25 protein-coding genes and 1 tRNA gene are annotated in these 26,670 nt (G+C 72.6%); 13 read left to right on the top strand and 13 right to left on the bottom strand.

Features of this window, described 5'->3' with window-relative positions; genetic code table 11:
• Nucleotides 1–56: 56 nt before the first annotated feature.
• Nucleotides 57–2,156, bottom strand: a complete 2,100-nt coding sequence (locus JOD51_RS14680) for a bifunctional copper resistance protein CopD/cytochrome c oxidase assembly protein (protein WP_204609765.1) — start codon at nucleotides 2,154–2,156, stop codon at nucleotides 57–59.
• A 140-nt stretch (nucleotides 2,157–2,296) separates the two neighbouring features.
• Between JOD51_RS14680 and dcd the strand changes: the two genes are divergently transcribed.
• The 3 genes from dcd to JOD51_RS14695 all read left to right on the top strand — a co-directional run bounded on the left by dcd (nucleotide 2,297) and on the right by JOD51_RS14695 (nucleotide 3,811).
• Nucleotides 2,297–2,884, top strand: coding sequence for a dCTP deaminase (gene dcd, locus JOD51_RS14685; RefSeq protein ID WP_204609766.1), 588 nt, complete (start codon nucleotides 2,297–2,299; stop codon nucleotides 2,882–2,884).
• 76 nt (nucleotides 2,885–2,960) lie between these two features.
• Nucleotides 2,961–3,485, top strand: a complete 525-nt coding sequence (locus tag JOD51_RS14690; protein WP_204609767.1) for an XRE family transcriptional regulator — start codon at nucleotides 2,961–2,963, stop codon at nucleotides 3,483–3,485.
• Nucleotides 3,482–3,811 carry a ribonuclease HepT family protein gene (locus JOD51_RS14695; RefSeq protein ID WP_204609768.1) on the top strand — a complete coding sequence of 110 codons (330 nt, stop codon included), beginning with the start codon at nucleotides 3,482–3,484 and terminating at the stop codon, nucleotides 3,809–3,811. The genes JOD51_RS14690 and JOD51_RS14695 overlap by 4 nt, the downstream gene beginning before the upstream one ends.
• A gap of 24 nt (nucleotides 3,812–3,835) precedes the next feature.
• Here JOD51_RS14695 and JOD51_RS14700 read toward each other — a convergent pair whose 3' ends face one another.
• Complete coding sequence (locus JOD51_RS14700; protein WP_204609769.1) at nucleotides 3,836–4,171, bottom strand: hypothetical protein; 336 nt, start codon at nucleotides 4,169–4,171, stop codon at nucleotides 3,836–3,838.
• Nucleotide 4,172: 1 nt separating this feature from the next.
• Nucleotides 4,173–5,246: a DUF6177 family protein gene (locus tag JOD51_RS14705; RefSeq protein ID WP_204609770.1), complete on the bottom strand. Its 1,074-nt coding sequence runs from the start codon at nucleotides 5,244–5,246 to the stop codon at nucleotides 4,173–4,175.
• A 205-nt stretch (nucleotides 5,247–5,451) separates the two neighbouring features.
• Here JOD51_RS14705 and JOD51_RS14710 point away from each other — a divergent pair.
• The 3 genes from JOD51_RS14710 to JOD51_RS14720 all read left to right on the top strand — a co-directional run bounded on the left by JOD51_RS14710 (nucleotide 5,452) and on the right by JOD51_RS14720 (nucleotide 7,705).
• Nucleotides 5,452–5,522, top strand: a tRNA-Gly gene (locus tag JOD51_RS14710).
• A 251-nt stretch (nucleotides 5,523–5,773) separates the two neighbouring features.
• Complete coding sequence (locus JOD51_RS14715) at nucleotides 5,774–6,409, top strand: RNA polymerase sigma factor (protein WP_204609772.1); 636 nt, start codon at nucleotides 5,774–5,776, stop codon at nucleotides 6,407–6,409.
• A gap of 174 nt (nucleotides 6,410–6,583) precedes the next feature.
• The gene (locus JOD51_RS14720) at nucleotides 6,584–7,705 is read left to right on the top strand and encodes an SGNH/GDSL hydrolase family protein (protein ID WP_204609774.1); all 1,122 of its coding nucleotides are present in this window, start codon (nucleotides 6,584–6,586) and stop codon (nucleotides 7,703–7,705) included.
• 86 nt (nucleotides 7,706–7,791) lie between these two features.
• Here JOD51_RS14720 and JOD51_RS14725 read toward each other — a convergent pair whose 3' ends face one another.
• Both JOD51_RS14725 and JOD51_RS14730 read right to left on the bottom strand, forming a co-directional pair.
• Nucleotides 7,792–8,784, bottom strand: a complete 993-nt coding sequence (locus JOD51_RS14725; protein WP_204609776.1) for an alpha/beta hydrolase — start codon at nucleotides 8,782–8,784, stop codon at nucleotides 7,792–7,794.
• A complete protein-coding gene (locus JOD51_RS14730) occupies nucleotides 8,777–10,273 on the bottom strand; it encodes an MFS transporter (protein WP_307839494.1) in 1,497 nt (498 codons plus the stop codon). The genes JOD51_RS14725 and JOD51_RS14730 overlap by 8 nt, the downstream gene beginning before the upstream one ends.
• Before the next feature lie 118 nt (nucleotides 10,274–10,391).
• Here JOD51_RS14730 and JOD51_RS14735 point away from each other — a divergent pair, with 118 nt between their 5' ends.
• The 4 genes from JOD51_RS14735 to JOD51_RS14750 all read left to right on the top strand — a co-directional run bounded on the left by JOD51_RS14735 (nucleotide 10,392) and on the right by JOD51_RS14750 (nucleotide 15,092).
• On the top strand, nucleotides 10,392–11,516 hold the full coding sequence (locus tag JOD51_RS14735) for an FAD-dependent oxidoreductase (protein ID WP_204609779.1): 1,125 nt from the start codon (nucleotides 10,392–10,394) through the stop codon (nucleotides 11,514–11,516).
• A 26-nt stretch (nucleotides 11,517–11,542) separates the two neighbouring features.
• Nucleotides 11,543–12,640, top strand: a complete 1,098-nt coding sequence (locus tag JOD51_RS14740; protein WP_204609781.1) for a glycerate kinase — start codon at nucleotides 11,543–11,545, stop codon at nucleotides 12,638–12,640.
• Nucleotides 12,641–12,837: 197 nt separating this feature from the next.
• Complete coding sequence (locus tag JOD51_RS14745) at nucleotides 12,838–13,884, top strand: NAD(P)-dependent alcohol dehydrogenase (RefSeq protein WP_204609783.1); 1,047 nt, start codon at nucleotides 12,838–12,840, stop codon at nucleotides 13,882–13,884.
• Between the two features lie 245 nt (nucleotides 13,885–14,129).
• Nucleotides 14,130–15,092 carry a helix-turn-helix transcriptional regulator gene (locus JOD51_RS14750; protein WP_204609785.1) on the top strand — a complete coding sequence of 321 codons (963 nt, stop codon included), beginning with the start codon at nucleotides 14,130–14,132 and terminating at the stop codon, nucleotides 15,090–15,092.
• Between the two features lie 33 nt (nucleotides 15,093–15,125).
• Here JOD51_RS14750 and JOD51_RS14755 read toward each other — a convergent pair whose 3' ends face one another.
• The 4 genes from JOD51_RS14755 to JOD51_RS14770 all read right to left on the bottom strand — a co-directional run bounded on the left by JOD51_RS14755 (nucleotide 15,126) and on the right by JOD51_RS14770 (nucleotide 19,054).
• Entirely contained in the window at nucleotides 15,126–16,550 is a 1,425-nt protein-coding gene (locus tag JOD51_RS14755; RefSeq protein WP_204609788.1) for a hypothetical protein, read from the bottom strand.
• Nucleotides 16,540–17,394, bottom strand: a complete 855-nt coding sequence (locus JOD51_RS14760; RefSeq protein ID WP_204609790.1) for a TIGR03943 family putative permease subunit — start codon at nucleotides 17,392–17,394, stop codon at nucleotides 16,540–16,542. Before JOD51_RS14760 ends, JOD51_RS14755 begins: the two co-directional genes overlap by 11 nt.
• On the bottom strand, nucleotides 17,381–18,400 hold the full coding sequence (locus tag JOD51_RS14765; protein ID WP_204609792.1) for a permease: 1,020 nt from the start codon (nucleotides 18,398–18,400) through the stop codon (nucleotides 17,381–17,383). Before JOD51_RS14765 ends, JOD51_RS14760 begins: the two co-directional genes overlap by 14 nt.
• 75 nt (nucleotides 18,401–18,475) lie before the next feature.
• Nucleotides 18,476–19,054 (bottom strand): TetR/AcrR family transcriptional regulator, encoded by a 579-nt coding sequence (locus JOD51_RS14770; RefSeq protein ID WP_239539891.1) that lies wholly within the window; start codon nucleotides 19,052–19,054, stop codon nucleotides 18,476–18,478.
• 90 nt (nucleotides 19,055–19,144) lie between these two features.
• On the opposite strand from JOD51_RS14770, the gene JOD51_RS14775 reads away from it, so the two are divergent.
• Both JOD51_RS14775 and JOD51_RS17615 read left to right on the top strand, forming a co-directional pair.
• Complete coding sequence (locus tag JOD51_RS14775; RefSeq protein ID WP_204609794.1) at nucleotides 19,145–19,459, top strand: DMT family transporter; 315 nt, start codon at nucleotides 19,145–19,147, stop codon at nucleotides 19,457–19,459.
• Entirely contained in the window at nucleotides 19,459–20,007 is a 549-nt protein-coding gene (locus JOD51_RS17615; RefSeq protein WP_307839495.1) for a DMT family transporter, read from the top strand. Before JOD51_RS14775 ends, JOD51_RS17615 begins: the two co-directional genes overlap by 1 nt.
• A gap of 95 nt (nucleotides 20,008–20,102) precedes the next feature.
• On the opposite strand, the gene JOD51_RS14785 is transcribed toward JOD51_RS17615, so the two are convergent.
• Complete coding sequence (locus tag JOD51_RS14785) at nucleotides 20,103–21,242, bottom strand: CE1758 family FMN-dependent luciferase-like monooxygenase (protein ID WP_204609796.1); 1,140 nt, start codon at nucleotides 21,240–21,242, stop codon at nucleotides 20,103–20,105.
• A 151-nt stretch (nucleotides 21,243–21,393) separates the two neighbouring features.
• On the bottom strand, nucleotides 21,394–22,305 hold the full coding sequence (locus tag JOD51_RS14790) for a phosphatase PAP2 family protein (RefSeq protein ID WP_204609798.1): 912 nt from the start codon (nucleotides 22,303–22,305) through the stop codon (nucleotides 21,394–21,396).
• 277 nt (nucleotides 22,306–22,582) lie between these two features.
• Here JOD51_RS14790 and JOD51_RS14795 point away from each other — a divergent pair, with 277 nt between their 5' ends.
• Nucleotides 22,583–23,035, top strand: a complete 453-nt coding sequence (locus JOD51_RS14795) for a DUF4383 domain-containing protein (protein WP_204609800.1) — start codon at nucleotides 22,583–22,585, stop codon at nucleotides 23,033–23,035.
• 185 nt (nucleotides 23,036–23,220) lie between these two features.
• Here JOD51_RS14795 and JOD51_RS14800 read toward each other — a convergent pair whose 3' ends face one another.
• Nucleotides 23,221–24,552, bottom strand: a complete 1,332-nt coding sequence (locus JOD51_RS14800; protein ID WP_204609802.1) for an ATP-dependent DNA helicase — start codon at nucleotides 24,550–24,552, stop codon at nucleotides 23,221–23,223.
• On the bottom strand, nucleotides 24,549–26,588 hold the full coding sequence (locus tag JOD51_RS14805; RefSeq protein WP_204609804.1) for a bifunctional copper resistance protein CopD/cytochrome c oxidase assembly protein: 2,040 nt from the start codon (nucleotides 26,586–26,588) through the stop codon (nucleotides 24,549–24,551). The genes JOD51_RS14800 and JOD51_RS14805 overlap by 4 nt, the downstream gene beginning before the upstream one ends.
• Nucleotides 26,589–26,670: the final 82 nt, after the last annotated feature.

A 26,670-nucleotide genomic window follows, 5' to 3' on the forward strand; every position in this document is an offset into this window, starting at 1 on the left:
GCGTCGGCGTGCTCACCGGATGGTTCCCTCCGAGCGGTTGCGGATCTCGACGCCGCTCAGTCCCGGCGCTGCATCGCCGAGAGGCGCTCGTTGTAGGCGTGCAGCTCGGCGTCGCCGTCACGTTCGGCCTGGCGGTCCTTGCGCTTGGCGATCCGCTCGTCGGAGCGCACCCAGTTCCGCACGACGAGCAGCGCGACGAAGACCATCGGCAGCTCGGACGCCCCCCAGGCGACGCCACCGCCGACGTGCTGGTCGTCGAGCAGGGCGCGGTCGTTCGTCTGCCCGAGAGCGTGGAACCAGTCGATCGCGTACACCGACTGCGACGTCATCACCGCGACGCCGAAGAACGCGTGGAAGGCCAGCGTCGCGAGCAGGGCGATGATGAGGATCGGGTACTGCGGCCGCGCGGGCCCGGGGTCGATGCCGACGAAGACCCAGAAGAACAGGTAGCCGCTGAACACGAAGTGCACGACCATCACGACGTGCCACTCGTGCGACTGCATGGCGTACTCGAACGCCGGTGTGAAGTAGAACACCACGAGGGACCCGGCGAAGATGACGCCGGCCACCGCGGGCTTGCCGAGGAACTGCATCCACCGCGAGTGCACGAACAGCATCAGCCACTCGCGGGCACCGCGGGAGCCGTCGTTGCGGACCGGCAGGGTGCGGAGCGCCAGCAGCACCGGGCCGCCGAGGACCAGCGGCAGCGGGACGAACATCATGAGCAGCATGTGCTGGACCATGTGCGACGAGAAGTGGATCATGCCGTAGACCGCCGGGCCGCCCGAGGTCGTCCAGATGAACACCGCGCAGCCGAGCAGCCACGCGATCGTCCGGCCGACCGGCCACGAGTCACCGCGCTGCCGGAGCTTCCGGACGCTCCACAGGTACCAGCCGGCGCCGACCAGGGCGAGCGCGAGCCACATCCAGTCGATGTGCCACTGCGACAGGTACGTCTGCATGGTCTGGACGGGCGGGTAGGCGTAGCCGATGAGCCCTGAGCGGGTGTCCGCACCGGTCTCCGGCGTCTGCGGGATCGGCGGCTGGCTGCGGGACACCGCGACCGAGACGCCGATCGCGACGGCCATGAAGACGATCTCGGCCAGGGCGAACCGGACGAACAGGCGACGGTCGGTGGGTGCCCGGAGCAGGCCCGGCACGAGCTTCCGCCGCTGCACGACCCCGGCGACGCCGAGCAGCACCAGGATCGTGGCCTTGGTCGTGATGAGCCACCCGTACGGCGTCGTGAACAGGTCGAGCGGCCCGGTGAGCCGGAGCTGGGCGTTGACGATGCCGGAGAACGCGACCGCGCCGAACGCCCACCCGGCGAGCGTGGAGTAGCGGGCGACGACGCGTCCGGTGGCGCCCTTCATCCGGGTGCGGAGCAGCACGACGGCGACGAGACCGCCGGCCCACACGCACACGCCGACCAGGTGCACGGCGAGCGAGTTCACGGCGTTGGCGTGCTCGAGCGAGCCGGCGGCGTGGCCGGAGAGGGCCAGGGGCAGCAGGGCGAAGAGCGCGGCGACGGTCGCGAACGCCAGGGTGGTGGCGCGGGTGGCCAGTGCGGCGAGCACCGTCGCGATGAGGGCCGCGACGGCGGAGACGACGAGGGACTGGCCGATCTCGACCTGGAACGCGAAGAGCAGGAAGTTGCGGGCGAAGACGGGGCTCGTCAACGGGACGCCGAGGGTGTTCGCGCCGGTGAGCACGATGCCGACGACGGCGGCCAGGAACCAGATCGACCCGGAGACCGCGGCCCAGCGAGCGGCACGGTGCTGCACCGAGGACATCTGGCGGTGGTCGGCCTTCTGCGCCGGCAGGGCGAACGCGGCCACGATGAGCAGGCCGATCGTCAGCGCCGCGAGGCCGTCGTGCACGCCACGGGCGGCGACCAGGCCGAACTGCACCACGTCACCGGCGGACTCCAGCTGCTGGTTCGCGGTGAACGCCCCCGTGATCGTCATCCCGAGGACGGCGCACGCGACCACGAGGGGCAGGGCGATCACCAGGACGGTCGCGACGGTGGACGTGCGCGTGGTGACGGGCGCGTGTTCCGGTGCCGGGCCTCCCGTCCGGGTGGCGCGCTCCGGACGGTGGGCGCTGTCGGTCCCGGTGGCGCTGTCCGGTTGGGGCTGAGAAGACGTGACGGCCATACCTGTCTCGGGTCGGTTCCGTCCGCGGTCCGCGGACCCTCCATCGTAGACGCGCCGCTCTGGACCCACCATGTGGATCCACCCCGTGGTGCGCACCCGTCCAGCCACATCCCCCCCGGGTCGGCCAGTAGGCTGCTGCCGTGCTGCTCTCCGACCGCGACATCACCGCCCAGCTCGACCAGGGCCGGATCGCCCTCGACCCGTACGACCCCGCACTCGTGCAGCCGTCGAGCATCGACGTCCGGCTGGACAAGTACTTCCGGCTGTTCGACAACCACAAGTACCCGCACATCGACCCCGCGGTCGACCAGCCCGACCTGACCCGTCTGGTGGAGACCGACCCGGACGAGGCCTTCGTGCTGCACCCGGGCGAGTTCGTGCTCGGATCCACGTTCGAGGTCGTCTCGCTGCCGGACGACATCGCCGCCCGGCTCGAGGGCAAGAGTTCACTCGGTCGCCTGGGGCTGCTCACGCACTCGACCGCCGGGTTCATCGACCCGGGCTTCTCCGGCCACGTGACCCTCGAGCTGTCGAACGTGGCGACCCTGCCGATCAAGCTCTGGCCGGGGATGAAGATCGGCCAGCTCTGCTTCTTCCAGCTGTCGAGTCCGGCCGAGAAGCCCTACGGGTCGGCGGACTACCAGTCCCGCTACCAGGGGCAGCGCGGACCGACGGCGTCGCGGTCGGCACTGAACTTCCACCGGGCGGACGTGTCCCTGCCGCGCTGACGCGCCTCCGGTCCGTCGTGGGACCGTCTTCCACAGGGCCGGTCCGGAATACCAAATCCTGTGTATCGTGGCCCGCATGCCGCCAGGACACGCTCGTGCGTCGACGACGACGCTCACCGCAGCCGCGATCATCCGCGATGCCCGCCTGCGCGCAGACCTGACCCAGGTGCAGCTCGCCCGCCGGGCCGGCGTGACCCAGAGCGTCATCAGCACCTACGAGAACGGTCGACGCGAACCCTCACTGGCCGCGCTGCAACGCCTGCTGCTCGCCGCGGGCTTCCGCACCGCCATCGACCTGCAGCCCGTCGCCGAACCGCTCCCCCTGCGCGAGCTCGTCGCCCGGCACCGTGACGAACTCCGCGCGACGTTCGAACGCCACGGGGCCGTCCACGTCCGCCAGCTCGTCGATGCCGACGGGCCGCGCCGCGCGGACGACTGGCCGGCGGACGTCGAACTCGTCGTGGACCTGGCACCGCCCACCGGCATGTTCGCACTGATGCGGATGCAGGACGACGCGGAAGCACTGCTCGGCGTGCGCGTCGACGTCCTGGCCGCCGATGCCCTGTCCGACGAGCTGCTCGACCGGGCGGTCCCACTGTGACGCCGCCCGTCGAGCAGTCCCTGGACGACGTCATCGCATCCTGCGACCGGATCCGCGCCTACGTCTCGGACCCGGCGCTGCCCGAGGCGCTCGTGCACGACGCGGTCCGGATGCGCCTGGTCGACATCGCCGCCGCGGTGCAACGGCTGCCGCCGACGATGACCCGGCACGAGCCGGCCGTGCCGTGGGCGCAGGTGTCCGCACTCGCCGAACGGCTGACGCGACGACCGGCCGAGACCCCGGCGTCGGTGCTGCTCGGCACGGCGCGGACGGACGTCCCGGTCCTCTGCGCGGCGGCACGGCGGATGCGCGCCCGCTGCCCCTGACCGCGGGACCGGCGGAGCGTCCGGTCAGTCCCCGTGCACGATGCAGACGGCGTCGAGATCGAGCGACGCCTCGAGCGCCGCCGTCACCCCGCGCTCACCGTCGGCGTCGAAGGGCGTCACCGTGTCGACCCACCACAGCGGCACCGAGAGCACCGGGGCGTCGGGCAGCAGCCGGGTGACCTCGTCGAGCTCGTCGACACGACGCACCCCGAGCACCGTGATGACCGGGTGCGTGGCGTCCCGGCAGACCTGCATCATCGGACCGTCGTCGAGCGCCCGCACACCCCACGCGTCGTCGTGGAGCAGCAGTGCCTCTGCCACGTCGCGGACCTGCACCTCGCCGCGACACAGCAGGGTCACGTCACGCGGCACCCTGGGACCCCTGCCCGCCGTGCTGCATCGCGTGCGGTCCGAGAGCACCGTCGTCGTGCGCGGCGTCCAGGGGCGCACCGCCGACGAGCTGCAGGAAGCGGTCCTCGTCGATGCGGTCGAGGAACGACTCGAGCGCGGTCCAGCCGTCCTCGAACCGGACGACCAGGCCCTCGCCGACCTCGCCCGGGAAGGTGTCGGTGGTGGTGCGGACCGGCGGCCACTCGCCGCGGCGGTCCAGGAAACGGGTGGCCTCGGGTCCGACGATGACCGCGAGCGGCTCGGGTTCGCCGTAGCCGACCGCGCGGACCAGGTGGTCGGCGTCCCCGCGGCGCTGCATGACGACGCCGAAGACCGGCTCGACGTCGCTGGCGACCCGGTGCACCGCGTCGAGCAGGCGGGAGGCGAGCTGCGGGTCGGACCCGCCCTCGGGAACGGTCAGGACCGCGGACATCGTCTCGACGACGACCCCGCCGGTCAGGTGGGCGGTCATCGTCGCCGCGAAGCCGTCACCGATGGCGTAGGAGGTGCTGATGCCCGGTGACTCGTGCACGGCGTACTGCGTGACGACCCAGCGGTCCCAGGCCGACGTCAGCGGTTCCGAGGTGCCCCACCGCGTCGGGCAGGTGCCGACCGTCTCGCACAGGGCCTCGATGGCGGAACCGATGTCGACCGTCCGCTCGTCGTGGTGGCGCAGGGTCAGGTCGATGCTGATCTGCCGGACCGAACCGACGGCGTCGCGGTGCTCGGGCGCGGGGTCGCCGAGGAGTTCGGGGCCCTGGGTGACGAAGTCCTCCAGGCTGGCCGCGGCCACGCCGGTCCGGCCGTCGCGCAGCGAACCGTCGGACCCGCGGACCGCCCACGCAGCGCCGTGCGCACCCAGCGCGTGCCGCAGGGCGGGGGTGAGCGCAGCCTCCTGGCCGGTCCGCAGGACGACCGTGCGGCCGGCCGCCTCGGCGCGCCGCAGCAGGGAGTCGAGGGAGTCGGTGAGCCACACCACGGGGGCGCTGGAGTCCACCACGATGGCCGGGCCGACCACGTCGTCGATGAGGGGGTGTCGGACCATTCCGGTTCCTCCTCGGGTCGGTCGTGCGAGCTCGGTGATCCCCTCGGACGGTACACACGGCCCCCTGGCGGTGTCCGTCGGAGAGCGCGGCTCACAGCGGAGAGACAGGGGCGGACGGGAGGCGCGGCGTGCGTCCGCCACGGGCGTCCGGCTGGCATCCAGCGGAAGTTCCGCTAGGCTGGTGCGGTCCCGTTCGACGGGATGCGCGAGTGTAGTTCAATGGTAGAACTCCAGCTTCCCAAGCTGGTAGCGCGGGTTCGATTCCCGTCACTCGCTCCGATTCCTCTTCTGTCTCGGCTCCGGCATGGATTCCGAGCCGGACTCGAGCACCTCCGGTCGGCGGCTCCACGCGTCTGCGTCACCGGTCTCGCCCCGTGACGATCTGAACCCTGCGGGAAGCGGCGAGGTCGCGAGGACCAGCCACCCCGCACGAGGGTGCCCCTCGCACTGGAGATCTCCGCGCACCCACCCTCGTCCGCATCGAGTCCGAAACATCCTCACGACATCATCCTGAGGAGTTGGACCGCATGCCGACGACGACACTGCACGACACCAGGCCGGCCTCGACCGACGTGATCGTGCTCCCCACCCGGCAACGGATCCGTGCCGGGACGCAGCAGCCACACACCCCGGAGGCCCGGGTCGCACCGGCACCTCGGGCCGGGGTGGCGGACCAGGCGTTCGCGGCGATCGTGGCGCGCAACTCGGCGCTGCTCCGGGCCGTCGCGGTGCGGATCCTCCGTGGTTCCAGCGACGCGGACGACGTCGTGCAGGAGACCTTCATCGCCGCCTGGTCACACCTCGACGTGACCCAGGACGGGGACGCCGTCACCGCGTGGCTGGTGACCACGGTCCGACGCCGGAGCTTCGATCGGCTGCGGAGCGCCGCGGTGCGGTACCGGACGCAGCTCGACGACTCCGTTCCCGCCGCCACCGAAGACGCACCGGGTGCCGTCGCCGAACGGACCTCACTGGTCGCAGCGGCACAGCGGATCCTCGACGGCATGGCGCCGGTACAGCGCCGGTGCTGGGAGTTGCGCCACCTCGAGCACCGCTCCTACGCCGAGATCGCCGAAGCCCTGGACTTGCCGCAGTCGACGGTCCGCGGGCAGATCGCTCGTGCCCGATCCGTGATCGCGCACTCGCTCGTCCTCTGGCGCTGACGGGCACAGGTGCAGAGTCGGTTCGCGACGTGCCGTGACCGGTGGCGTCCGGACTGCACGAGGACCCGGTTCCCCGAGCTTGCAGCCCTCTCATGGCCGCCAGGCGCTGCCGGCCCTAGCCTCGACTGGCCAGACGATCGTCTGGCGAATCGAGTTCTGGGAAGGAACCCGTCCATGCGTCATGCTCCTCGCCCGCGCTGGTCCACAGCGTTGTTGATCACCGGTGGAGTCCTCACGGCTGCGTCGCTCGCCGTCGGGGCCGCCGGGCCGCTTCCGGCAGCACACGCCGACACCGGCACGTCGGTCGGGTCCGCTGTGGCCGCCTCCTCGTCGTCCCGTGGCCTGCACTACGTGGCGCTCGGGGACTCGTACGCCTCCGGGTTCGGCGTGGCGCCCTACGGTTCGGGTCCCGCGGCCGGCTGCGCGCAGTCCACGACCGACTACCCGCACCAGGTCGCGTCCTCCCTGGGACTCCGACTCGACGACCGGAGCTGCGCGGGCGCGACGACCGCCAACGTCACCCGGGTGCCGCAGCCGACCGGTGCGGGGAACGTCACCGCCGCCCCGCAGGTCGCTGCGCTGTCCGCGAGCACCGACGTCGTCACGATCTCGATCGGCGGCAACGACCTGGGCTTCACCGACGTCGTCACGAACTGCATCGCGCTCGGCCAGGACGGTCCCCTGTTCTCCGACATCAACGGCGTGAGCTACGACCACTGCAAGGACCACTACGCCCCGGTGGTCCACGGTGTCGAGCGTGACCGGCTCGCCGCACGCATCAAGAACACGGTCGCGCCGCGGCTCGCACAGACCTTCCGGACGATCGCGCAGCGCGCGCCGCGGGCGAAGGTGTTCGTCGTCGGGTACCCGATGATCGCGCCGGACGCGGCCCAGTCCCCGAAGGGCTGCTTCTCGAGCATCATCGGTGACTCCGGGCTCGAGCCGCCGTTCCCGCAGAACTCGTTCCCGTTCACCGGCACCGACACCGCGTACTTCCACAAGACCGAGGCGGAGCTCGACGGAGCGATCCAGTCAGCGGCGCAGGCTCGTGGGTTCACCTACGTCTCGACGTTCGACGGGTCGTCCGCCCACACCGCGTGCGCCTCGGCGGGCTCGGCCTGGATCGCCGGGCTCACCCTGACGGACCACCCGGACCCGGCGAACAGCACGAAGCTAGGTGACACGGGCTACGGCCTGCTCTTCGGCTCGCTGCACCCGAACGCTGCCGGTGTCGCGTACCTGCGCGACCAGACCGTCGCCGCGATCACCCGGGCACACGGTCACACGCACGGCTGATCGACCGGACGAGTGAGGCCGAGGTCCGCCGACGCGCTCTGCGTCGGCGGACCCGGTCATCTCCGACCACGGCGTGACGGTGTCCATCAGCGCTCGGCTCGGACCGGGTGCGGGTCGCCGAGCAGTCGCCGGGTCCAGTCCGCCAACGCCCCGTTCGCCCGCCGCGACACCGTGGCGTCGGGCACCATGCTCGTGAAGCCGTGGAAGGCCCCGGGCCACACGTGCAGCTCGGCATCGACGCCCGCTGCCCAGAGCGCGCTGGCGTAGGCGACCGTCTCGTCACGGAAGACCTCGGCGCTGCCGCAGTCGATGTAGGTCGACGGCAGGTCGGCCAGCGACCTCGCGCGCGCCGGGGCGGCGTACCGGGACACGTCCTCGGTGGCCCGGCGTGCACCGAGGTAGGCGTCCCACCCGGCCCGGGTCATCTGGCGGTCGGCGACACCGACACCGTCGATCTGCTGCGTCGACACGGTGCGGTCGCGGTCGTCGAGCATCGGTGAGACCAGGATCTGACCGAGGAGGGCCGGACCGCCCCGGTCGCGCATCAGGAGCGCGGTCCCGGCCGCGAGACCGGCGCCGGCGCTCTGCCCGGCGATGACGATGCGGTCCGGGTCGATGCCGAGTTCGTCGGCGTGCTCCGCGACCCAGACCAGGCCGGCGGCGCAGTCCTCCACCGGGTAGGGGTCCGGGTGCTCCGGGGCGAGGCGGTAGTCGACGCTGACGAGGACGACGTCGTGGTCGAGCAGCCAGTGGTCGTAGGAGTCCAGGTTGCCGAGGTGGTGGCCGAACATCATGCCGCCGCCGTGGATCGTGTAGACCCCGGTCGTCGGGCCGGTGCGGCCGATCCGCTGGATGACCGCCAGCTCGATCGGGTCGCCGAGGTACCCGGGCACGGTGATGCTCCGGCGTTCGAGGCCGCGCTCGTGCAGTCGGTCGTCGAGCGTCTCGAGGGGGACGTCGAGCTGGCGCATCCGGGGCAGCATCTCCGGCGTGATGCGGAACGGTCCGCGGGCGGCGAGCGCGTCGAGGAACGGCGCGAGCTCGGGGTCGAACGGCGGGCGGGTGATGACGTCAGACATCGGAGTCCTCCTTGGTGGTGGGAGTGGTGGGGGTTGCGGGGGCGGTGCGGGCGCGGAGCACCCCGACGAGGACCAGGACGGCGGCGAGGACGGTGACGACGACACCCGCGATCGCGACGGCACCGTCGAACGTGGCCGTCCGGTCCGGTGTCCAGGGCGTCGTGCCGAGACTGCCCGGCACGAGCGCGGCGAGGATCGTGCCCGTGGCGGCGATGCCGACGGCGGTGGCGACCTCGCTCGCGGTGTCGACGAGGGCTGCGCCGATCGACGTGCGGTCGGCGGGCAGCCCGTGCAGGACGTTGTTGCCGGCCACGGCACCGACGACGCGCATGCCCGCCGCGACGAGCACGAGGGCGACCAGGACACCGGGGTAGCCGAGCCGTGCGGTCAGGGCGAACACCGCGAGCCCGACGACGACCGCGGCGGCGCTGAGTCGCGCGGCCCGGTCGAGTCCGACGCGCTGGACGAACGGCCCGACGAAGCGGCCGCTGACCAGCAGGACGACCACCTGCGGCAGCGTCCCGACGGCGGCGAGCGCCGGGGGCCAGCCCCAGGCGAACTGCAGCTGCAGGGTGACGAGGTACGACAGGGCGGCCATGGCGAGCCCCGCGGCGGCCTTGTACGCGAGACCGCTCGCGACCAGGGGCCGGGCGAGCAAGCGCAGGTCGAGCAGGGGGTGGTGTGCGGTGCGCTCCCGCACGACGAAGCCGACGGCCACCAGGACGGTCGCCGTCCCGGCTGCCCACCCGGTCCAGGCGGCAGCGCCGCCGACGACGAGCGTCGGGGTGACGAGGACGCCGACGATGCTCGCGGTGCCGAGGACCGCCCCGACGACGTCGACGGGTTCGCGGTGCAGGTCGTCCGGACGATCGACGGCGATGCCGGCACGGATGCCGACGAAGGCGACGAGGGCGATCGGCACGTTCGCGACGAGCAGTACCTGCCACGGTGCGACAGCCAGGACGAACCCGCCGATGGTGGGTCCGACGGCGAGGCCGACGAGACCGGCGGTGGAGATCACCGTCAGTGCCCGGACGCGCAGGTCCTGGCTGGCGAAGAGCCGGAACGCCAGCGCCATGGACCCGGGGGTCGTCATCGCGGCGGCGATGCCCATGAGCGCCCGGACGACGATGAGCTGCTCCACCGAAGTGACGAACACGGTCGCCAGGCTCGCCACCGCCAGGAGGACCAGGCCGACGAGCATCGTGCGACGACGTCCGACCCGGTCGGCGACCGCACCGAAGAGCAGCATCAGACCGCCGAAGGCCACCGAGTAGGCACCGGACACCCACTGCAGCGCGGACGTCGTGGCGGTCAGGTCGCGGGCGATGGTGGGGAGGGCGACGGTGAGGACCGAGTTGTCGAGCATCTCGAACAGGAACACCGCGGACAGCCCGGCGAGTGGCAGCCAGGCGTCACGGAGTCCAGCGGATGGCGAGCCCGTCGTGGTCGCCAGTGAGGTTCGTACTGATGAGGTTCGTCCGTGCACGGGCGCACTCCTTCGATGAAGAAGTGGCGACTCCCGTGAGACGCGTACGCGGTTCCGCCTGCCGGAGCAGCGCGGGTTTTTTCCCTCTGCGTCGAACCCTAACCCATACGGTGTCGTCATGGCTGCTGTCCCCGCGTCCGACGGACCGTCCCTGCACGCGTTCGACCACGTCGTCATCGGCGCCGGGATCGTCGGCGCCGCCACCGCCCGGTCGTTGGCCGCCCGCGGCGAGCGCGTCCTGCTGCTCGAACAGCACGACCGCGGGCACGTGCACGGCTCCTCCCACGGGGGCAGCCGGATCTTCCGGATGGGCTACCCGGACGCCGACTACGTCGACCTGACGCTGCGGGCCTGGGACGCGTGGGCTGCGCTCGAGGTCGCGTCCGGTAGGACCCTGCTCGACCACACCGGCGCCGTGGACCACGGTCGCCCCGAGGTGGTCGACGCGATCGCCGCCGCACTCGACACCGCGGGGATCGCCACGGAGCGCCTGACCCCGGCCGAGGCCGCCGCCCGCTGGCCCGGCATCGCCTTCGAGGGGCACGTCCTGGCGCACGCGACCGCCGGCCGGATCCGTGCCGCGGACGCCCTGGAGGCGCTGCTCGACCTGGCAGCATCGGCCGGCGCCGACCTGCGCTTCGGTGCGCGGGTGACGGCGGTGCAGGACGACGGCGACACCGTGATGCTGACGCTCGCGGACGGCACGACGGTCCGCACCGGCGGTGTCGTCGCGGCCGTCGGTGCCTGGGCCCCCACGCTGGTGGGTGGGCTGCTCGCCGGGCGTGGGGCGAGCCTCCCGGCCATCCGCGTCACCCAGGAGCAACCCGCCCACTTCCCCAGCCACCTGCCGGACGAGGCGTGGCCGTCGTTCGTGCACCACCCGGCCGACGGCGGCGGTGTCTACGGGCTGCTGACGCCGGGCGAGGGCGTCAAGGTCGGGTTCCACGGCACCGGGCCGGTCGTCGACCCGGACGACCGCGACCGGACGCCCGACGCGGCCGAGGTTGCGCGGCTGCAGGCGTACGTCGAGCGGTTCGTGCCGGGCGTGGACGCGTCGCAACCGACGCTGATCAGCTGCCTGTACGACAACTCCCCCGACGAGGACTTCGTGCTCGACCGGCGTGGGCCGGTGACCGTCGCGACCGGGTCGTCGGGGCACGGGTTCAAGTTCGCGCCGCTCGTCGGGGAGATGCTGGCGGACCTCGCCACGGGCGGCGAGCCGCACCCGCGCTTCGCCCTCTGACCCCGGCTCGCCAGTAGCGTGTGCGGATGCGCGTCGTCATCGCACCGGACTCGTTCAAGGGGACCGCGTCGGCGGCCGAGGTCGCCGAGGCGGTCGCGAGCGGCTGGCTCGGTGAACGGCCGGACGACGACCTCGTCCTGCTGCCGATGGCGGACGGCGGCGAGGGCACCCTCGACGCCGTGGCCGCCGCGGTACCGGGCAGCGAACGGGTCCCGGTGACCGTGACGGGACCCGACGACCGGCCCGTCGAGACCGCCTGGCTGCGGCTGCCGGACGGCCGCGCCCTGGTCGAGCTCGCGGCGACGAGTGGCCTGACGCTCCTCGACGACCTCCGCCCGGACACGGCGCACACAACCGGGTTCGGGCAGGCGATCGCCGCGGCCCTCGACGCCGGCGCGACCGGGCTGCTCCTCGGGATCGGCGGCAGCGCCTCGACCGACGGCGGCGTCGGCGCACTGCAGGCGCTGGGCCTCGCGCTCGGGACGGCGGTGCCGGCGGGCGTGACCGGCGCTGCGGTGCTCGACCACGTGCCTCCCGTCGACGCGAGCACGCTCCGGGCCCTGCCACCGCTGGAGGCCGTGGTGCTGACCGACGTCACCTCGCCGCTCCTCGGTCCGGCGGGTGCCGCCGCCGTGTTCGGACCGCAGAAGGGCGTGACGCCCGACCGTGTCCCCGTGCACGAGGATCGGCTCACCCGCTGGGCCGCGTGCTTCCCCGACGTCGACCCGACCACACCGGGCGCCGGAGCCGCGGGCGGGACGGGCTTCGGACTCCTCGCCTGGGGTGCCGTCCTGGCGAGCGGCGCCACGACCGTCGCCGACGCGATCGGGCTGCCGGACGCCGTCGCCGGGGCCGACCTGGTGGTCACCGGCGAGGGCTGCTTCGACCTGCAGAGCGCCGCCGGCAAGGCGCCGACCGTGGTCCGGGCGCTCGCCGAGGCGCGCGGGATCCCCACGGCACTGGTCGCGGGGGTGGTGGAGGCGTCGGTCGACGGGTTCGCGCTGGCGGCCTCGCTCACGGTCATCGCGACGCAGACCACGGGCGAGCCCGACGACGCCCTCCGGGACCCGCTGCGCTTCGCCCGGATCGCGGGTGCCCGGTTCGCCCGCGCGCAGGACGCCTGACCGGCGGCACACGGCGCCCCCGACCGGCAGCACGACGCGCGCCACCGGCAGCACGCGCGGCACCACCGGCAGCATGCCACGCGCCCCCGGGCAACCCGAGGGGTGCCCCATCCGTACCTGTCACCTGTCGCGCAACGGGAGCAGGATCGTGGGCGGGCCGCACCCGGCCCGACATCCCCCACCCCACGAGGAGACCCTTGCGCACCGTCAACGCGTACGCGGCACCGTCCGCGACCGAACCGCTCGTCAAGACCACCATCGAGCGCCGCGACCTCCTGCCGGGCGACGTCATGATCGACATCGCCTACGCCGGCATCTGCCACTCCGACATCCACACCGTCCGCGGCGAGTGGGGCCCCATCCAGTACCCGCAGGTCGTCGGCCACGAGATCGTCGGCCACGTCACCGAGGTCGGCTCCGACGTCACGAAGTACGCCGTCGGCGACCTGGTCGGCGTCGGCTGCATGGTCAACTCCTGTGGCGAGTGCGAGCAGTGCCTCGCCGGCCAGGAGCAGTACTGCCTGAAGGGCAACATCGGCACCTACGCCAGCGTCGACCCCGCCGACGGCACCGTCACCCAGGGTGGCTACTCGCAGGCCGTCGTCGTGGACCAGGACTTCGTCCTCCGCGTGCCCGAGTCGCTCGACATCGAGAAGGTCGCCCCGCTGCTCTGCGCCGGCATCACGCTGTACTCGCCGCTGCACCACTGGAAGGCCGGCCCCGGCATGCAGGTCGCGATCGTCGGCCTCGGCGGCCTCGGTCACATGGGCGTGAAGATCGCCGCGGCGCTCGGCGCCGAGGTCACCGTCCTGTCGCAGACCACCTCGAAGCAGGAGGACTCGCTCCGCTTCGGCGCGACGGCCCACTACGCGACGAAGGACGCCGAGACGTTCGAGAAGCTCGCGAACTCGTTCGACCTCATCATCAACACGGTGTCGGCCAAGGTCGACATGGGCGCCTACCTCAACCTCCTCAAGGTCGACGGCACCATGGTCAACGTCGGTGCGCCGTCCGAGCCCCTCGAGGTCCCGGCCTTCGCCCTGATCCCGGGTCGCCGCAGCTGGGCGGGTTCCGCGATCGGCGGCATCCAGGAGACCCAGGAGATGCTCGACTTCTGCGCCGAGCACGGCATCCTGCCGGAGACCGAGCTCATCAGCGCCGACCAGGTGAACGAGGCCTACGAGCGCGTCCTCGCCTCGGACGTCCGCTACCGCTTCGTCATCGACGCCGCGACGCTGGCGTAACGACCCGCGTCGCCGACGTCACGCACGTCGGCAGCCGGTCCACTCCACGAACGGGAGGCCCGTCACCAGCTGGTGACGGGCCTCCCGTTCGTGGTCCACCCGTTGGGACGCCTTGTCCCCCGATCCGGCCGCGAACCTGGCCGCGACCTCGACATCCGCGTGGGACGGTCCGCGGAACGCCGTCCCGGAGGCGGCGGGCGGCGGCGGGGCTCGCGCGACGATCCGGAGCGAGAGATGGTGGAGTCATGACGAACCCGGAGAACTCGGCACCGAACGGCGCCATCGTCGCCGTGTCGGGCACCGACACCGGCGGCGCCGTCCAGGACCTCGCCGGCATGTACGCGGGACGGACGTGGTACTCCTCGCCCGTCGACCACGACTACTGGTACAAGTACGTCGGCGTCGGCGACGACCGCATGAGCATCCGCCGCTCGCAGATGCACGGGTACCTGCGCGGCGACGTGGCCGTCGAGGGCGAGGTCGTCGTCCAGTGGCTCGACGCCGGCCGGGCCCGGGTCGACGTCGGCCACGACGAGGTGCGGATGGCGCCGGGCGTCCCGACGATGTTCCCCCTCGGGCGACGGTTCGAGATGGAGTACGAGAACTGGGACCAGCGGCTGGTGCACCTGGACCGCGACCTGGTCCTGGACGTCGCGCGCGAGCGGTACATCGTCGACGGCACGCTCGCGTTCGACCGGTCCACACCGCCGAGTGCCGCGGCCGTCGGAACCTGGCGCGGGTCCGTCGCCGGTGCCGTCCGCGCCCTCCGGACCCAGGGGCAGCAGTCCCTCGCCTGGCACGAGGCGCAGCGTGACGTCGTCCGCTCCCTGTTCGGGCTGTACCGGCTGCAGGCCGAGGTCCAGCCGGAGGGCTTCGGCGAGCGCCGCAACACCCGCCTGCGGACGGCCGTCGAGTTCCTGCACGAGCACGCCGGCGAGCCGTTGACCGTGACGGACATCGCCCGGGCGGCGGACCTCAGCGTCCGTGCGCTGCAGGAGTCGTTCCAACGGACGCTCGACCGCACGCCGATGAACTACCTGCGCGAGGTGCGGCTGCGCCAGGTGCGGTCCGACCTGCTGGCGGCGGAACCGGGGACCACCTCGGTGGCGGAGGTCGCCTCACGGTGGGGCTTCTCGCACATGGGCCGGTTCTCCGGCGAGTACCTGCGGCGCTTCGGGGAGTACCCGCGCCGGACGCTGCGCCAGTAGCGGCGACGGCCGCTGCGAGCGCGGCGACCGCGCTCAGCCGACCTCGTCGCCCGTCGGCAGGGCGGTGCACCAGTCGATCGCCGTGCCGGCCAGGGACGCCTCGAGCGCGCCCGACGTGGCGTCGACCACCGTGACGAGTGCGCCGTCGGCGGAGCGCGTCGCGAGCGCGACGAACTGGCCGTTCGGCGACGGGCAGACGGCGGTGACGCTGGCGTCGTCGGGGATGGTCACCGCCAGCCGGGAGGCCCGTGACCCGTCCACCCGCACGATGCGGGCCGCCAGGGTGCCGTCCGCGCGGGTCGAGCCGACGAGTCGCAGGTACTGCCCCTCGGCGAGCGGGGCGATGCGCCCGAGGTAGGGCTGGTCGGTGCTCGCGGCCGGGGTGGGCAGCGCGGTCCGGCGGCCGTTCGTCAGGTCGAGCTGCACGATGCCGGTGCCGGTCTCGACGACGGCGGTCGTGCCGGAGTCGACGAACCCGTGCAGGTACGTCGCGGAGCCGAGTCGGACGGCCTTGCTCCGGCCGCCCATGTCGACGAGCACCAGGTCGTCGGTGCCGGTCCGGACCAGGGCGCTCTCGGTGCGCGGCACGTAGGCCCACTGGGCGACCGGGAGCGGTGTCGCGCCGATCGCCGGCTTGCCGTCCGCCCCGACCGGCTCCGGCTGGTGCGTCCCGGTCAGGTCGACGTCGTACAGACCGACGTCCTCGGAGCGGCCGGACGAGGTGTCGGCGTAGACGAACCCGAACGAGGCGCCGTCGTCGGCGGCGTGCAGGGCCTTCGCCGTGCCGACCGCGCTCGGCATCGACAGGCGTTCGACCGGGACCTCGGGGTCCTGCACCCCGCCGGCGAGCGGCACGATGTCGATCGCCGAGTGGCCCGACGAGTCGTTCCGGAGCACGACCAGGGAGCGGGCGAGGACCGCGTACTCGGCGATGCCCGACGCGCGGTACACGGTCCGGGTGCCGGCGGCGCCGAGGTCCCGACGGACGATCCGGTCGGCTGCACCGTTCCGCCCCGGGACCACGGCGAGGACGTCGGTGCTGCCGGTCCGGATCGTGGTCCGGAGCTCCGACGCGGCCGCCTGCCCCGGAGCGCGGACGCCACGGAGGGTCAGTGTGTAGTCGCGGTCGTAGCCGAGCGGGCCGGCGAACTCGACGGCGACGGTGTTGCCGCTCGAGGTGACCGAGAACGCGGCCGCGGGGCTGACCCGCACCGCGGAGGCCGGGACGCGCTGCACGGCCTGGTTCGCGGTGAGGATGACACGCTGCGCCGGCCGGGTGACCAGGTCGCTGGCGTCGTAGGACACCGACCGCAGCCGGGGGCCCTGCTGCGACCCGGCCACGGCGGCGAGCGCGGCGACGACGGCCAGGACGACCACGACGGCCGTGAAGCGTCGGCGGAAGCGGTGGGTGACCGGGCGCCGCGGGCGGACCGCACCCCGCTCGGTGTCAGTACTCATACGGGTCCGAGGGCTGGCTGACCCGGGTGACGGTCGCCGCGCGGATGACCAGGCGTGCGTCGGAGGCGGTGTCCGGGTTCGCGGCGAGGGCACCCTCGACCCGGACCCACTGGTTCTCCGGCGGCAGCGTGCCGTCGGTCGTGACCCCGATGCCGACCGGCTGGGCGTCCACCGCGCAGCAACTGACGACGAAGCGGGTCAGGGTGAACGTGCCGTCCGACCCGGGCACGACGAACCCGGTGAGGGTGAGCTTGCGGCCGACGAGCGCCGTCGTGTCGGTGCTCTGCCGGATGAGCGCTGCCCAGTCCTTCACGCCGTAGCCGGACGTGTCCACCGACTCGCTGCCGAGGAGCGACACCGGCGCACCGGCACCCGTCGCGTCGGACAGTGACGCGGACCCGACGCTCCGCTGCTGGGCGGTCCGGGCGGACAGGGTCGTCGGGGGCAGGACGAGCATCGCGACGACGGTGCCGATCGTGACGAGCGCCGCGACGGAGCCGAGGACGACGTGCAGGAGGCGACCACCGCCTCCCGGCCGGGGTTCCGGGTCACCGTTGTGGGCGTGGCTGCCGTGGCGGGCGACGACGACGAGCCCGGCGACCGAGGCGGGCACCGCGACGGCGGCGAGGACCAGCGTGAACACGGCGTAGCGGGGGTTGATGTAGAGGTCGAGGTGGTCGGCGAGCCCGAGCCACAGGGTGCCGAGGGCGACGGCCAGGACGGAGCCGAGGCCGAGCAGGGCGCGGCGCGCGGCGGTGCGGTCGGCGCGGCCGGCGGTGCTGCCGGCTCCGTGGCCGTGCCCGTGGTCGTCGTGCTCGATCGGGTTCTGCTCAGACGAGGACATTCATCACCAATCCGACGGTCGCGGCGAACAGGACGCAGACGACGGCGAGCAGCACCAGGAAGCGTGCGCGGAACGTCGTGCGGAGCAGGGCGATCATCTTCACGTCGATGATCGGCCCGATGATCAGGAACGCGGTGATCGACCCCGGCAGGAACGTCGACGCGAAGGACAGCGCGAAGAACGCGTCCACGTTCGAGCAGAGCGACACCGTCATCGCCAGGAGCATCATCGCGACGACCGACAGCACCGGGTTCGACCCGACCGCGACGAGGGCGCTCCGCGGCACCGCGACCTGGATCGCGGCGGCCAGGCCGGCGCCGACGAACAGCGCCGGCATCATCGTCGCGGTCTCGCCGCCGAAGTGCGACGCGCTCTCCCGCCACTTGTCGCGGACCGGCGGGGCGCCGACGGCTGCGCGGCAGCGGGCCTCGAACGCGGGCAGGAGCAGGTCGGCCGGACGACGGTGCGCGTCGACGATCCAGCCGACCAGGTTCGCGACGACGAAGCCGCCGACGATGCGGGCGGGCAGGATCCACCCGGACCAGCCGAAGGCCTGCGCGGTGCTGATGATGACGAGCGGGTTGAGGATCGGTGCGGCGACGAGGAACGTGACCGCCTCGGCCGGGGTGAACCCGCGGAGCATGAGCCCGCGGGCGAGCGGGACGTTGCCGCACTCGCAGACCGGGAACAGCATGCCGATGAGCGAGATGACCGCGCGCCGGGGCATCGGTCTGGTCGGCAGGATCCGCTCGAGGACGCCGTGCGGCACCCAGACCTCGACGACGATCGACAGCACGATGCCCAGGACCACGAACGGCAGCGACTCGACGACGACGCTGATCGCGAGCGTCAGGAAGTCCTGCACCACGTCGGGCAGGCCCGCGGTCCCGACGGCCGGCGAGAGCACGCGGACGGCGAGGAGCGCCACGACGGCGGCGAGGACCAGACCGGGGCCGGTCAGGCTGCGCGGGCGCGTCGCGACGGGGCGGGCGGGGGTGCTCGTCACCGGGACAGGATAGAGCCCGTCCGGGGCGTCGACCTGGAGGCTCGTCCCAGGCCCGGCAGACCGCTGCGGGTCCGGTCAGGACCGGGCGACCCCGTCGACGTGGCGCTCGAGGACGTCGATCGCCCAGTCCCCCGATTCCCCGGGTGCGAGCCGGGCAACGTGCATCGCGAGCCCGTCGAGGAGGGCGTGCAGCCGGCAGGCCTCGTACTCGCGGTCTGCCTCGGGCACCCCGAGCACCTCGAGCACCCGCTCACACCACCGGCGCACGTCGTCGACGACCCGGTCGAGCGTCGGCCGGAGCTCGGCGTCCGTCAGCGCGGCGTTGCCCAGGGCCAGGTACACGTCGAGCTCGACCACCCGCTCGTCGTCGAGGGGCAGCAGTTCGACGAGGACCCGCCGCACCCACTCGCGCGTCGGCAGGTCGCCCGGGATCGCGTCGATGCGCTCGCGGGTCCGGTCGAACACCGAGGCGATCGCGTGCTCACGGACGCTCGCCTGGGTCGGGAATGCGTACCGGACGGTGCTCGGGGGCAGCCCGGCCTCGGCGGCGACGTTCCGGACGGACAGGGCACCGAGGCCGTCCCGGGCGAGGACCTGGCAGGCCGCCGCCGACACGGTGCGGCGGCGTTCCTCGAGGTCGATGCTGCGCGACATCCGGCAATTGTCGCACGACCGTACGAGTTCGTGCTAGAACTGGTCTCCGGGAAGTCGCACAGTCGTACGACTTCGGAACGGAGGAACACCATGGCATGGGTCATCCTGGTGCTGTCGGGCGTGCTCGAAGCCGTCTGGGCCACGGCACTCGGCGCGTCGAACGGGTTCAGGCGGGTGGTGCCGACGATCGTCTTCGTCGCCGGCATGGGCCTGAGCATGGTCGGTCTCGCGTTCGCGATGCAGGAGATCCCGGTCGGCACCGCCTACGCCGTGTGGGTCGGCATCGGCGCCTCGCTGACGGTCGTCGTCGCGGTCCTGCGTCGGCAGGAGGCGGCGTCCCTCGCCCGCATCGGCCTGGTCCTCGGCCTGGTCGCGTGCGTCGTCGGTCTCAAGGTGGTCAGCTGATGGCCTGGGTCGTGCTGTTCGTCAGCGCCGCGTTCGAGACCGTCTGGGCCACCGCCCTCGGAGCCAGCGACGGGTTCACCCGCCCGGGGCCGACGCTCGTCTTCCTCGTCACCATCGTGCTGAGCCTCGGCGCGTTCGGGTACGTGGTCAAGCACATCCCGATCAGCACCGCCTACGCCGTGTGGACCGGCACCGGGGCAGCGCTCACGGTGCTCTGGGGCATGGCGACGGGCGCGGAGCCCGTCACGCTCCTCCGCCTGCTGTTCATCGCGGGCATCGTCGGCTGCGTCTTCGGCCTGAAGCTGGTCCCCGCCCGCCCAGCAGCGCTGCGCGCCGCGCGCAGCGCCGGCAGCGCCGGCAGCGCCGGCAGCGCCGGCAGCGCCGGCAGCGCCGGCAGCGCCGGCAGCGCCGGCAGCGCCGGCAGCGCCGGCAGCGCCGGCAGCGCCGGCGGCGGCGGCGCCGGCAGCGGCGGCAGCGCCGGCAGCGCTGGCCGAGCCTCGGCTGGGCGGACATCTTCGCCCGACCGCGAGGCGGATTCCGTCCGCTGAGCCGAGGCTCGGGACGCGGGCGGGACGCGCGCCGAGACGGACGGGAGGCCCGGTGCCAGCTGGCACCGGGCCTCCCGTCCGTCAGGTGCGCGCGATCAGACCGACGCGCCGGTCCACTCGTCGACCGCGACGACGTGGTCCGCACCGGCCGTGCCGGCCGCGTGCGCGGCGGCGACGCGCTCCAGGTGCGTCGGCGGGTTCGACGGCACGTGCGCCGGCCGGTCGGACTCGTTGATGCGGCGGAGCTCCGGCACGATGTCCTCGGCCAGGATGTCGATCTGCTCGAGCACCGTCTTCAGCGGCAGGCCGGCGTGGTCGATGAGGAACAGCTGGCGCTGGTAGTGCCCGACGTGGTCCTTCATCGCGGCGTACCGGTCGATGACCTGCTGCGGCGACCCGACGGTGAGCGGGGTCTGGGTGGTGAAGTCCTCCATGGACGGGCCGTGGCCGTAGACCGGGGCGTTGTCGAAGTACGGACGGAACTCGTCGACCGCGTCCTGCGAGTTCTTCCGCGCGAAGAACTGGCCGCCCAGGCCGACGATCGCCTGGTCACCACGGCCGTGCCCGTGGTGCTCGTAGCGCTGACGGTAGAGGCCGACCATCTGCTCGGTGTGCTGGATGGGCCAGAAGATGTTGTTGTGGAAGAACCCGTCGCCGTAGTAGGCGGCCTGCTCGGCGATCTCGGGCGTGCGGATCGAGCCGTGCCAGACGAAGGGCGCGACGCCGTCGAGCGGACGCGGGGTCGAGGTGAAGCCCTGCAGCGGCGTGCGGAACTGCCCCTGCCAGTTGACGACCTCGTTCTCCCAGAGCTGGCGGATCAGCGCGTAGTTCTCGACCGCCAGGTTCAGGCCCTGCCGGATGTCCTTGCCGAACCAGGGGTAGACCGGGCCCGTGTTGCCGCGGCCCATCATCAGGTCCATGCGGCCGTCGGAGACGACCTGGAGCATCGCGTACTCCTCGGCGATGCGCACCGGGTCGTTCGTGGTGACCAGGGTCGTCGACGTCGAGAGGGTGATGTCCTTCGTGACGCCGGCCAGGTAGCCGAGCATCGTGGTCGGGCTCGAGGCGACGAACGGCGGGTTGTGGTGCTCCCCGGTGGCGAAGACGTCGAGGCCGGCCTGGTCCGCGTGCTGCGCGATCGTCAGGATGTCCCGGACGCGCTGGGTGTCGTCCGGCGTGGTCCCGGTGGTGGGGTCGGTCGTGACGTCACTGACCGTGAAGATCCCGAACTGCATGATGTGCCGCCTCGTCTGTCGCTGGCTCGTTCCGGTTCCATGCGTTTGCATCGAACTGACGAGTACAACGTAGCGCAGGCGAGAGCATTCCCGCCACCGTCGGTGCGGCGGTCGGCGGTCAGCCGCCCTGCAGTCGCGGCTGCTGCCGCTGTCAGCGGCGGACGGGAGGCGCGGCCGCGCTGGTCGTCGGCGGCGAGTGGTGCATGCCGTCGGCCAGCCACACCGCCGTGATCACCGCGAGGACGCTGGCGGACGAGGCGAGCCGCCCCGCCAGCAGCATCGCGCCGTGGTCACCGCCGAGGGTCCCGACCAGGAGCGCGACGACCCCGACCAGCAGCGCCGCAGCCACAGCGACGAGCAGCACCGCCGTCACCGCCCGTCGCGGTCCCCGTCGGCCGTCACGGTCGCCCCGGACACCGCGGTCCACCTGCGGCCCCACGGCCCGGACCAGTCCGAGCCAGAACAGCGCCACCGCGCAGGCGCCGATGATGTCGCTCACCCGGTGCCACCCGTAGACGACGGTCTGGTTCGCGACGAACACCGCGTAGGCGGTCCCCGCGAGCAGCACCAGCGGCCGGAACCGACGCGGTGTCACCATCAGCACGGCGAACAGCGCCGCGAGGGCGATCGTCGCGTGCCCGGACGGGAACGAGTTCGGCGTCGTCGACTGGGCGATCTCCGGGCGCTCGGCGATACGCTTGAGCCACGTCGAGGTGGCCGCGGACGCCAGCACCACGAAACCCGCTCCGAGCCCCACGGCGAGCCGCCCGCGTGCGAACGCGACGGCGGCGATCACGACGACCAACAGCAGGATCACCGGCACCGAGATGACGTTGAGGGCGGTGTCCGACCCGAACAGGTCGGACTCGCGGACCCCGCCGAGCGCGGCGTCCTCCACCCGCTGCCCCAACGGCGTCAACACGGCGACCGCGTAGACGGAAGGCACGATCACGAACCCCAGAGCCGCGAGCAGAGCCCACCGGAGCCTCCGGGAGACGCTCGGTCCACGCCCCTCGCCGAAGGACTCGGGAGCGGTGCGCTCGGGCGTCCGCGTCACGGGCATCGTCCTCCTCGGGGTCATCGTGGTCGGCGTCGTCTTCCGCCTGCTGAGCGGGAAGCGATTCGGTCGGTCGGGGTCCGACACGATACCGTTGGGGCGCCCGTCGGGAGCTGGGAACGCAGGCCTCCGCAGCAAGGCCACGGCCGTCCTGCAGCAGGTCTCCGGACAGCGTGACACAGGTCGGTCCGGCACCGGGACGACTGCCGCTGACAGTGTGCGTGAGCGGCGCGACGACGGGCAGTCGTACAACGCGATCGTCGCGCAGGATGAGGAGACCCAAGTGGCCGTCAAGGAACCGAGCATCACCGCCTCGCCGAACCGTGGACTGGCGATGACCGCCGGCATGCTGTTCGCGATCTGGGGCATCCTGGGCTTCTTCTTCGCCCAGGACGGCGGCGGCGCGTTCTTCAGCCGCTCCGGTGGGTTCCTGTGGAACTCGTTCGGGCTGAACCCGGCGCTCTGCGGGCTGTGGACGATCCTCGCCGCGGCGTTCTTCATCGTGGGCCTCGGCAACACGATCGGGTCCCGCACGGTGAACCTGGTCATCGGTGTCGTCCTGCTCGTGCTCGCCGTCTACGGGTTCGTCTTCTCGAACACCTCGGCGAACGTCTTCGCGCTGAACACGACCGACAACGTCTTCCACGTCATCGTCGCCGTCGTCCTGCTGCTCACCGCGCTCGGTGCCGACAAGGAGAACATCCGCGCACTGCGGGCGGCGGGCGCCCGCGCCTGACCTGCGCTCCCCTCGACGCCCGTCTGCCGCTCCGGTAGGCGGGCGTCGTCGTTCGTGGGGAGGAGACACGGCCGGGCTTCCTCGGGGTCGCACAGCGTGCCGGCCATCAGCGTCGGGCAGGCCGGGCGTCGTGCAGCTCAGGCGCGGGGCAGGTCAGGCGCCGGGCAGGTCAGGTGCCGGGCAGGTCAGGCGTCGGGCGCGTCAGCGGACTCGGACTCGGCCGCGGGCTTCGGGGCCTCGAGCTGGGTCGCGACGACCCGGGGTGACTCGGACATGAAGCGCCGGACGTCGAGGTCCACGATGATGTCCGCCGGCCGCAGAGGACGCGTCAGGTACAGCCCGTCGAGAGAGGTCAACCGCGACAGCGCCACGTACGTCTGCCCTGCGCTGAACACCCGGTTGCCCAGGTCGACGACGGCCCGGTCGTAGGTGCTGCCCTGTGACTTGTGGATCGTCACCGCCCAGGCCAGGCGCAGGGGGAACTGCTGGAACTCCCCCACGGTGTCCTTCTTCAGTTCCTTCTTGTCCGGGTCGTAGGAGTACTTGAACTTCTCCCACACCGACGGCTGGACCTCGAAGTCCTCACCGTCGACACTGACCCACACGGTGTCGCGGATGCTCCGGACGATGCCGAGCGTGCCGTTCACCCAGCGCTGGTCCGGGTCGTTGCGCAGGAACATGACGTGTGCGCCGGGCTTCAGCTCGAGGGCCTCGTCCGCCGGGTAGTTCCGCCCGCCGAAGTCACCGTTGACGTCGGCCTTGGCGGTCTTCAGCTTGCCGGGCAGTCGTTCGAGTGCGGCCTTGTTGATGCGCGAGACGGTGTCGTTCCGGGTGGCGAGGGTGATCGCGTCGTCCGGCGCGGGTCGGGCTCCGGCGGCGTTGAGCTGCTGCGCCACGTCGGCGGTGACACGACCGTGGCGGACGGCGGTGAGCATCGCGGCGAAGGCGTCGTCCCGCTGCCGGTGCACGGTCGCGAGCTCGATGATGTGCAGCTGGGCCTCGAGCCACACCTTGGCGTCGAAGAACCACATCGACCGGTAGTGGTCGGTGAAGTAGGCACGCTCGTCACCGTCGCCCGGCACCGGGGGCAGCTGGTACGGGTCCCCGAACATGACGACCTGGACGCCGCCGAACGGTTCGAGCTGCCGCCCGCGGGCCTTGCGCAACGAGCGGTCCATCGCGTCGAGCAGGTCGGCGTTGACCATCGAGACCTCGTCGATGACCAGGGTGTCGATGGTGTTGAGGAGCTTCCGGGTGTCCGGACCCTGTCGGATCTCGGCGTCCGCGATGAGCCCGATCGGCAGCCGGAACAGCGAGTGGATCGTCTGGCCGCCGACGTTCAGCGCGGCGACGCCGGTCGGGGCGCAGATGACGACCTGCTTCTCGGTGTTCCACGACAGGTGGTTGAGGAGCGTCGACTTGCCGGTGCCGGCCCGTCCGGTGATGAAGACGTGGTCGCGCGTCGACTCGACGTACTCGAAGACCGCCCGCTGTTCGGCGGAGAGCTCAACACTCACCGTGCGCTCGATCCATCCGCGGGGCCACCGGCGACGCCGGTCGCGACGCTGGTGTCACCCATCGGTGTCCCGGTGACGTCCGGGAGGCCCGTGGCCGCGTCCGACGTCGGAGCCCCGCTGGGTCGGGCCGGCTGGTCCCGGACCGCGCCGACCGAGGCCCCGGGTCGCATCCGGACGAGCCCGACGGCGACGACCGCGACGACGACGAGCACGCCCGCGACGATCAGCACCGTGCCCGCGCGGGCCTGGTCGACGAGCGGGTCCGGCCCCCAGGTGCGTCCCATCGCCCCGAACCAGGACGCCTGCAGCAGCCCGAGCGGCCCCTGCATCGCGACGCCGAGCGAGACGGTGCCCGCGGCGACGACGACCGCCCCGACGGCACGCACCAGGAACGCCGCGGTCGAGGGACGCCGTGCACCGAGGGCGATGGGCGTGAGCAGCGTCGGCAGCGCGAGCAGCCCGACGAGCAGGAAGAGCAGGTCGATCACCGTGCGGCCCATGGCGTCGCTGACGGACCAGCGCAGCACGTCGGTGGCGTAGAGCGCCCACCAGGTGCCGGCGAGCAGCAGGAACGCCGGGAACGGCTGGACCAGGTACCGCACGACGGCGTTGTCGACGAAGACCGCGGTCCACTCGGCGACGCCGGCACTGTCGTCGGTGCGGGGGTGCACGGCGGCCCGGATGAGCTGCACGGGCGCCGCGGCCCAGACCAGGGCGGGGACGACGAGCCCGAGCAGCACGTGTGCGCCGACGTTCGCCGACACCAGGTACCGGTCGTAGGTGTGCAGCGAGCCCGACGTCGCCAGGACGAGTGACACGACCGCGATGCCGGCGGCCACGGAACGACGGACCGGCCAGGACCGGCCCTGTCGGCGCAGACGGACGACCCCGGCGGCGTAGGCGGCGACGAGCAGCACCGCGGCCATCAGCCAGAACAGGTCGATGTTCCAGTTCGTCAGCCAGCCCCACGAGCCCGGCGCCGCCGGCAGGGGGTCGTCGGTCAGGACCTCGGCCGGGGTCGGGTCGCTGGTCTTGCTCAGCGCCAGCTGCCCGGCGGGGGTCGCGGTGCGGCCGAGTGCGGCGGCGAAGCCCGACGCCACACCCATCACAGCGAGCTCGACGACGACGAGCGTCCAGAACGGGCGGGCCACGGCGGGCGCCGCGGTCAGGGCCGAGATCACCCGACGCCGGTGCACCGCTCCGATGACGCCCATCGCGACGATGGCCCCCACCTTGACGAGCACGAGCACGCCGTACGGGCTGCCGAGTTCGGCCCAGGCACCGATCCGGATCTGGGCGGACACCACGCCGGAGACGCTGACGAGCACGAAGCACCCCAGCGCGACGCTGGAGTACCGGCCGACGACCGCCGCCAGTCGGGCTCCGGGGACGACGTCACGGATGAGGACGAGCATCACCAGCCCGCCGACCCAGAGCGCGGCGCCGACCAGGTGCAGTCCGAGTGCGGTGACCGCGGCGTCGTGGCTGGCGGTGCCGGCCGCGTGGCCCTGCTGGGTCAGCGGGACGAGGCCGATCAGCGCGACGCCGGTCGTCAGCGCGACCATGCCGCGCGAGCGCACCGCGAAGCAGAGGACCGTCACGGCCGCGGCGACGAGCACCGTGGTGAGCCAGGCGAGCCCGAGGTCCGTGCCGGTGAGGAAGACGCCCATCGACTGGCCGAACTGCGCGTCGAGACTGACCGAACCACCGGCGACGCTGAGGTACGTGAAGAAGGTCGTGACCGCCGAGGTCACCGTCCAGACACCGGCCGCCGCGGCCGCGACGTCGATGGCCCGGTCCCACTCCGGCGCCGTGCGGGACAGCCCGATGGTCGCCAGGGCGAGCCCACCGATCGTCGCTGCGGCGGACAGGTCGACGAGCATCCGCGCGATGGGGAGCCCGAACCGGACGACCGCACCGGGGTCCGCGATGAGCGCGGCGTCGGCACCACCGCCGAGGACGAGCGCCACGAGCAGGGACACGAACGCCGCGAGCAGCAGGACGCCGGGGCCGGCGATGCGCGCGATGCGGTTCACCCGTCAAGCCTAGGCGCTGCCCAGCGCGCCACCGCCACCGCGCGGGCCGACCTGTGGAGAGGGGACGGGCCTCCCGGGAACG

The sequence above is a fragment of the Curtobacterium herbarum genome (assembly GCF_016907335.1).
Taxonomy (GTDB): Bacteria; Actinomycetota; Actinomycetes; order Actinomycetales; family Microbacteriaceae; genus Curtobacterium; species Curtobacterium herbarum.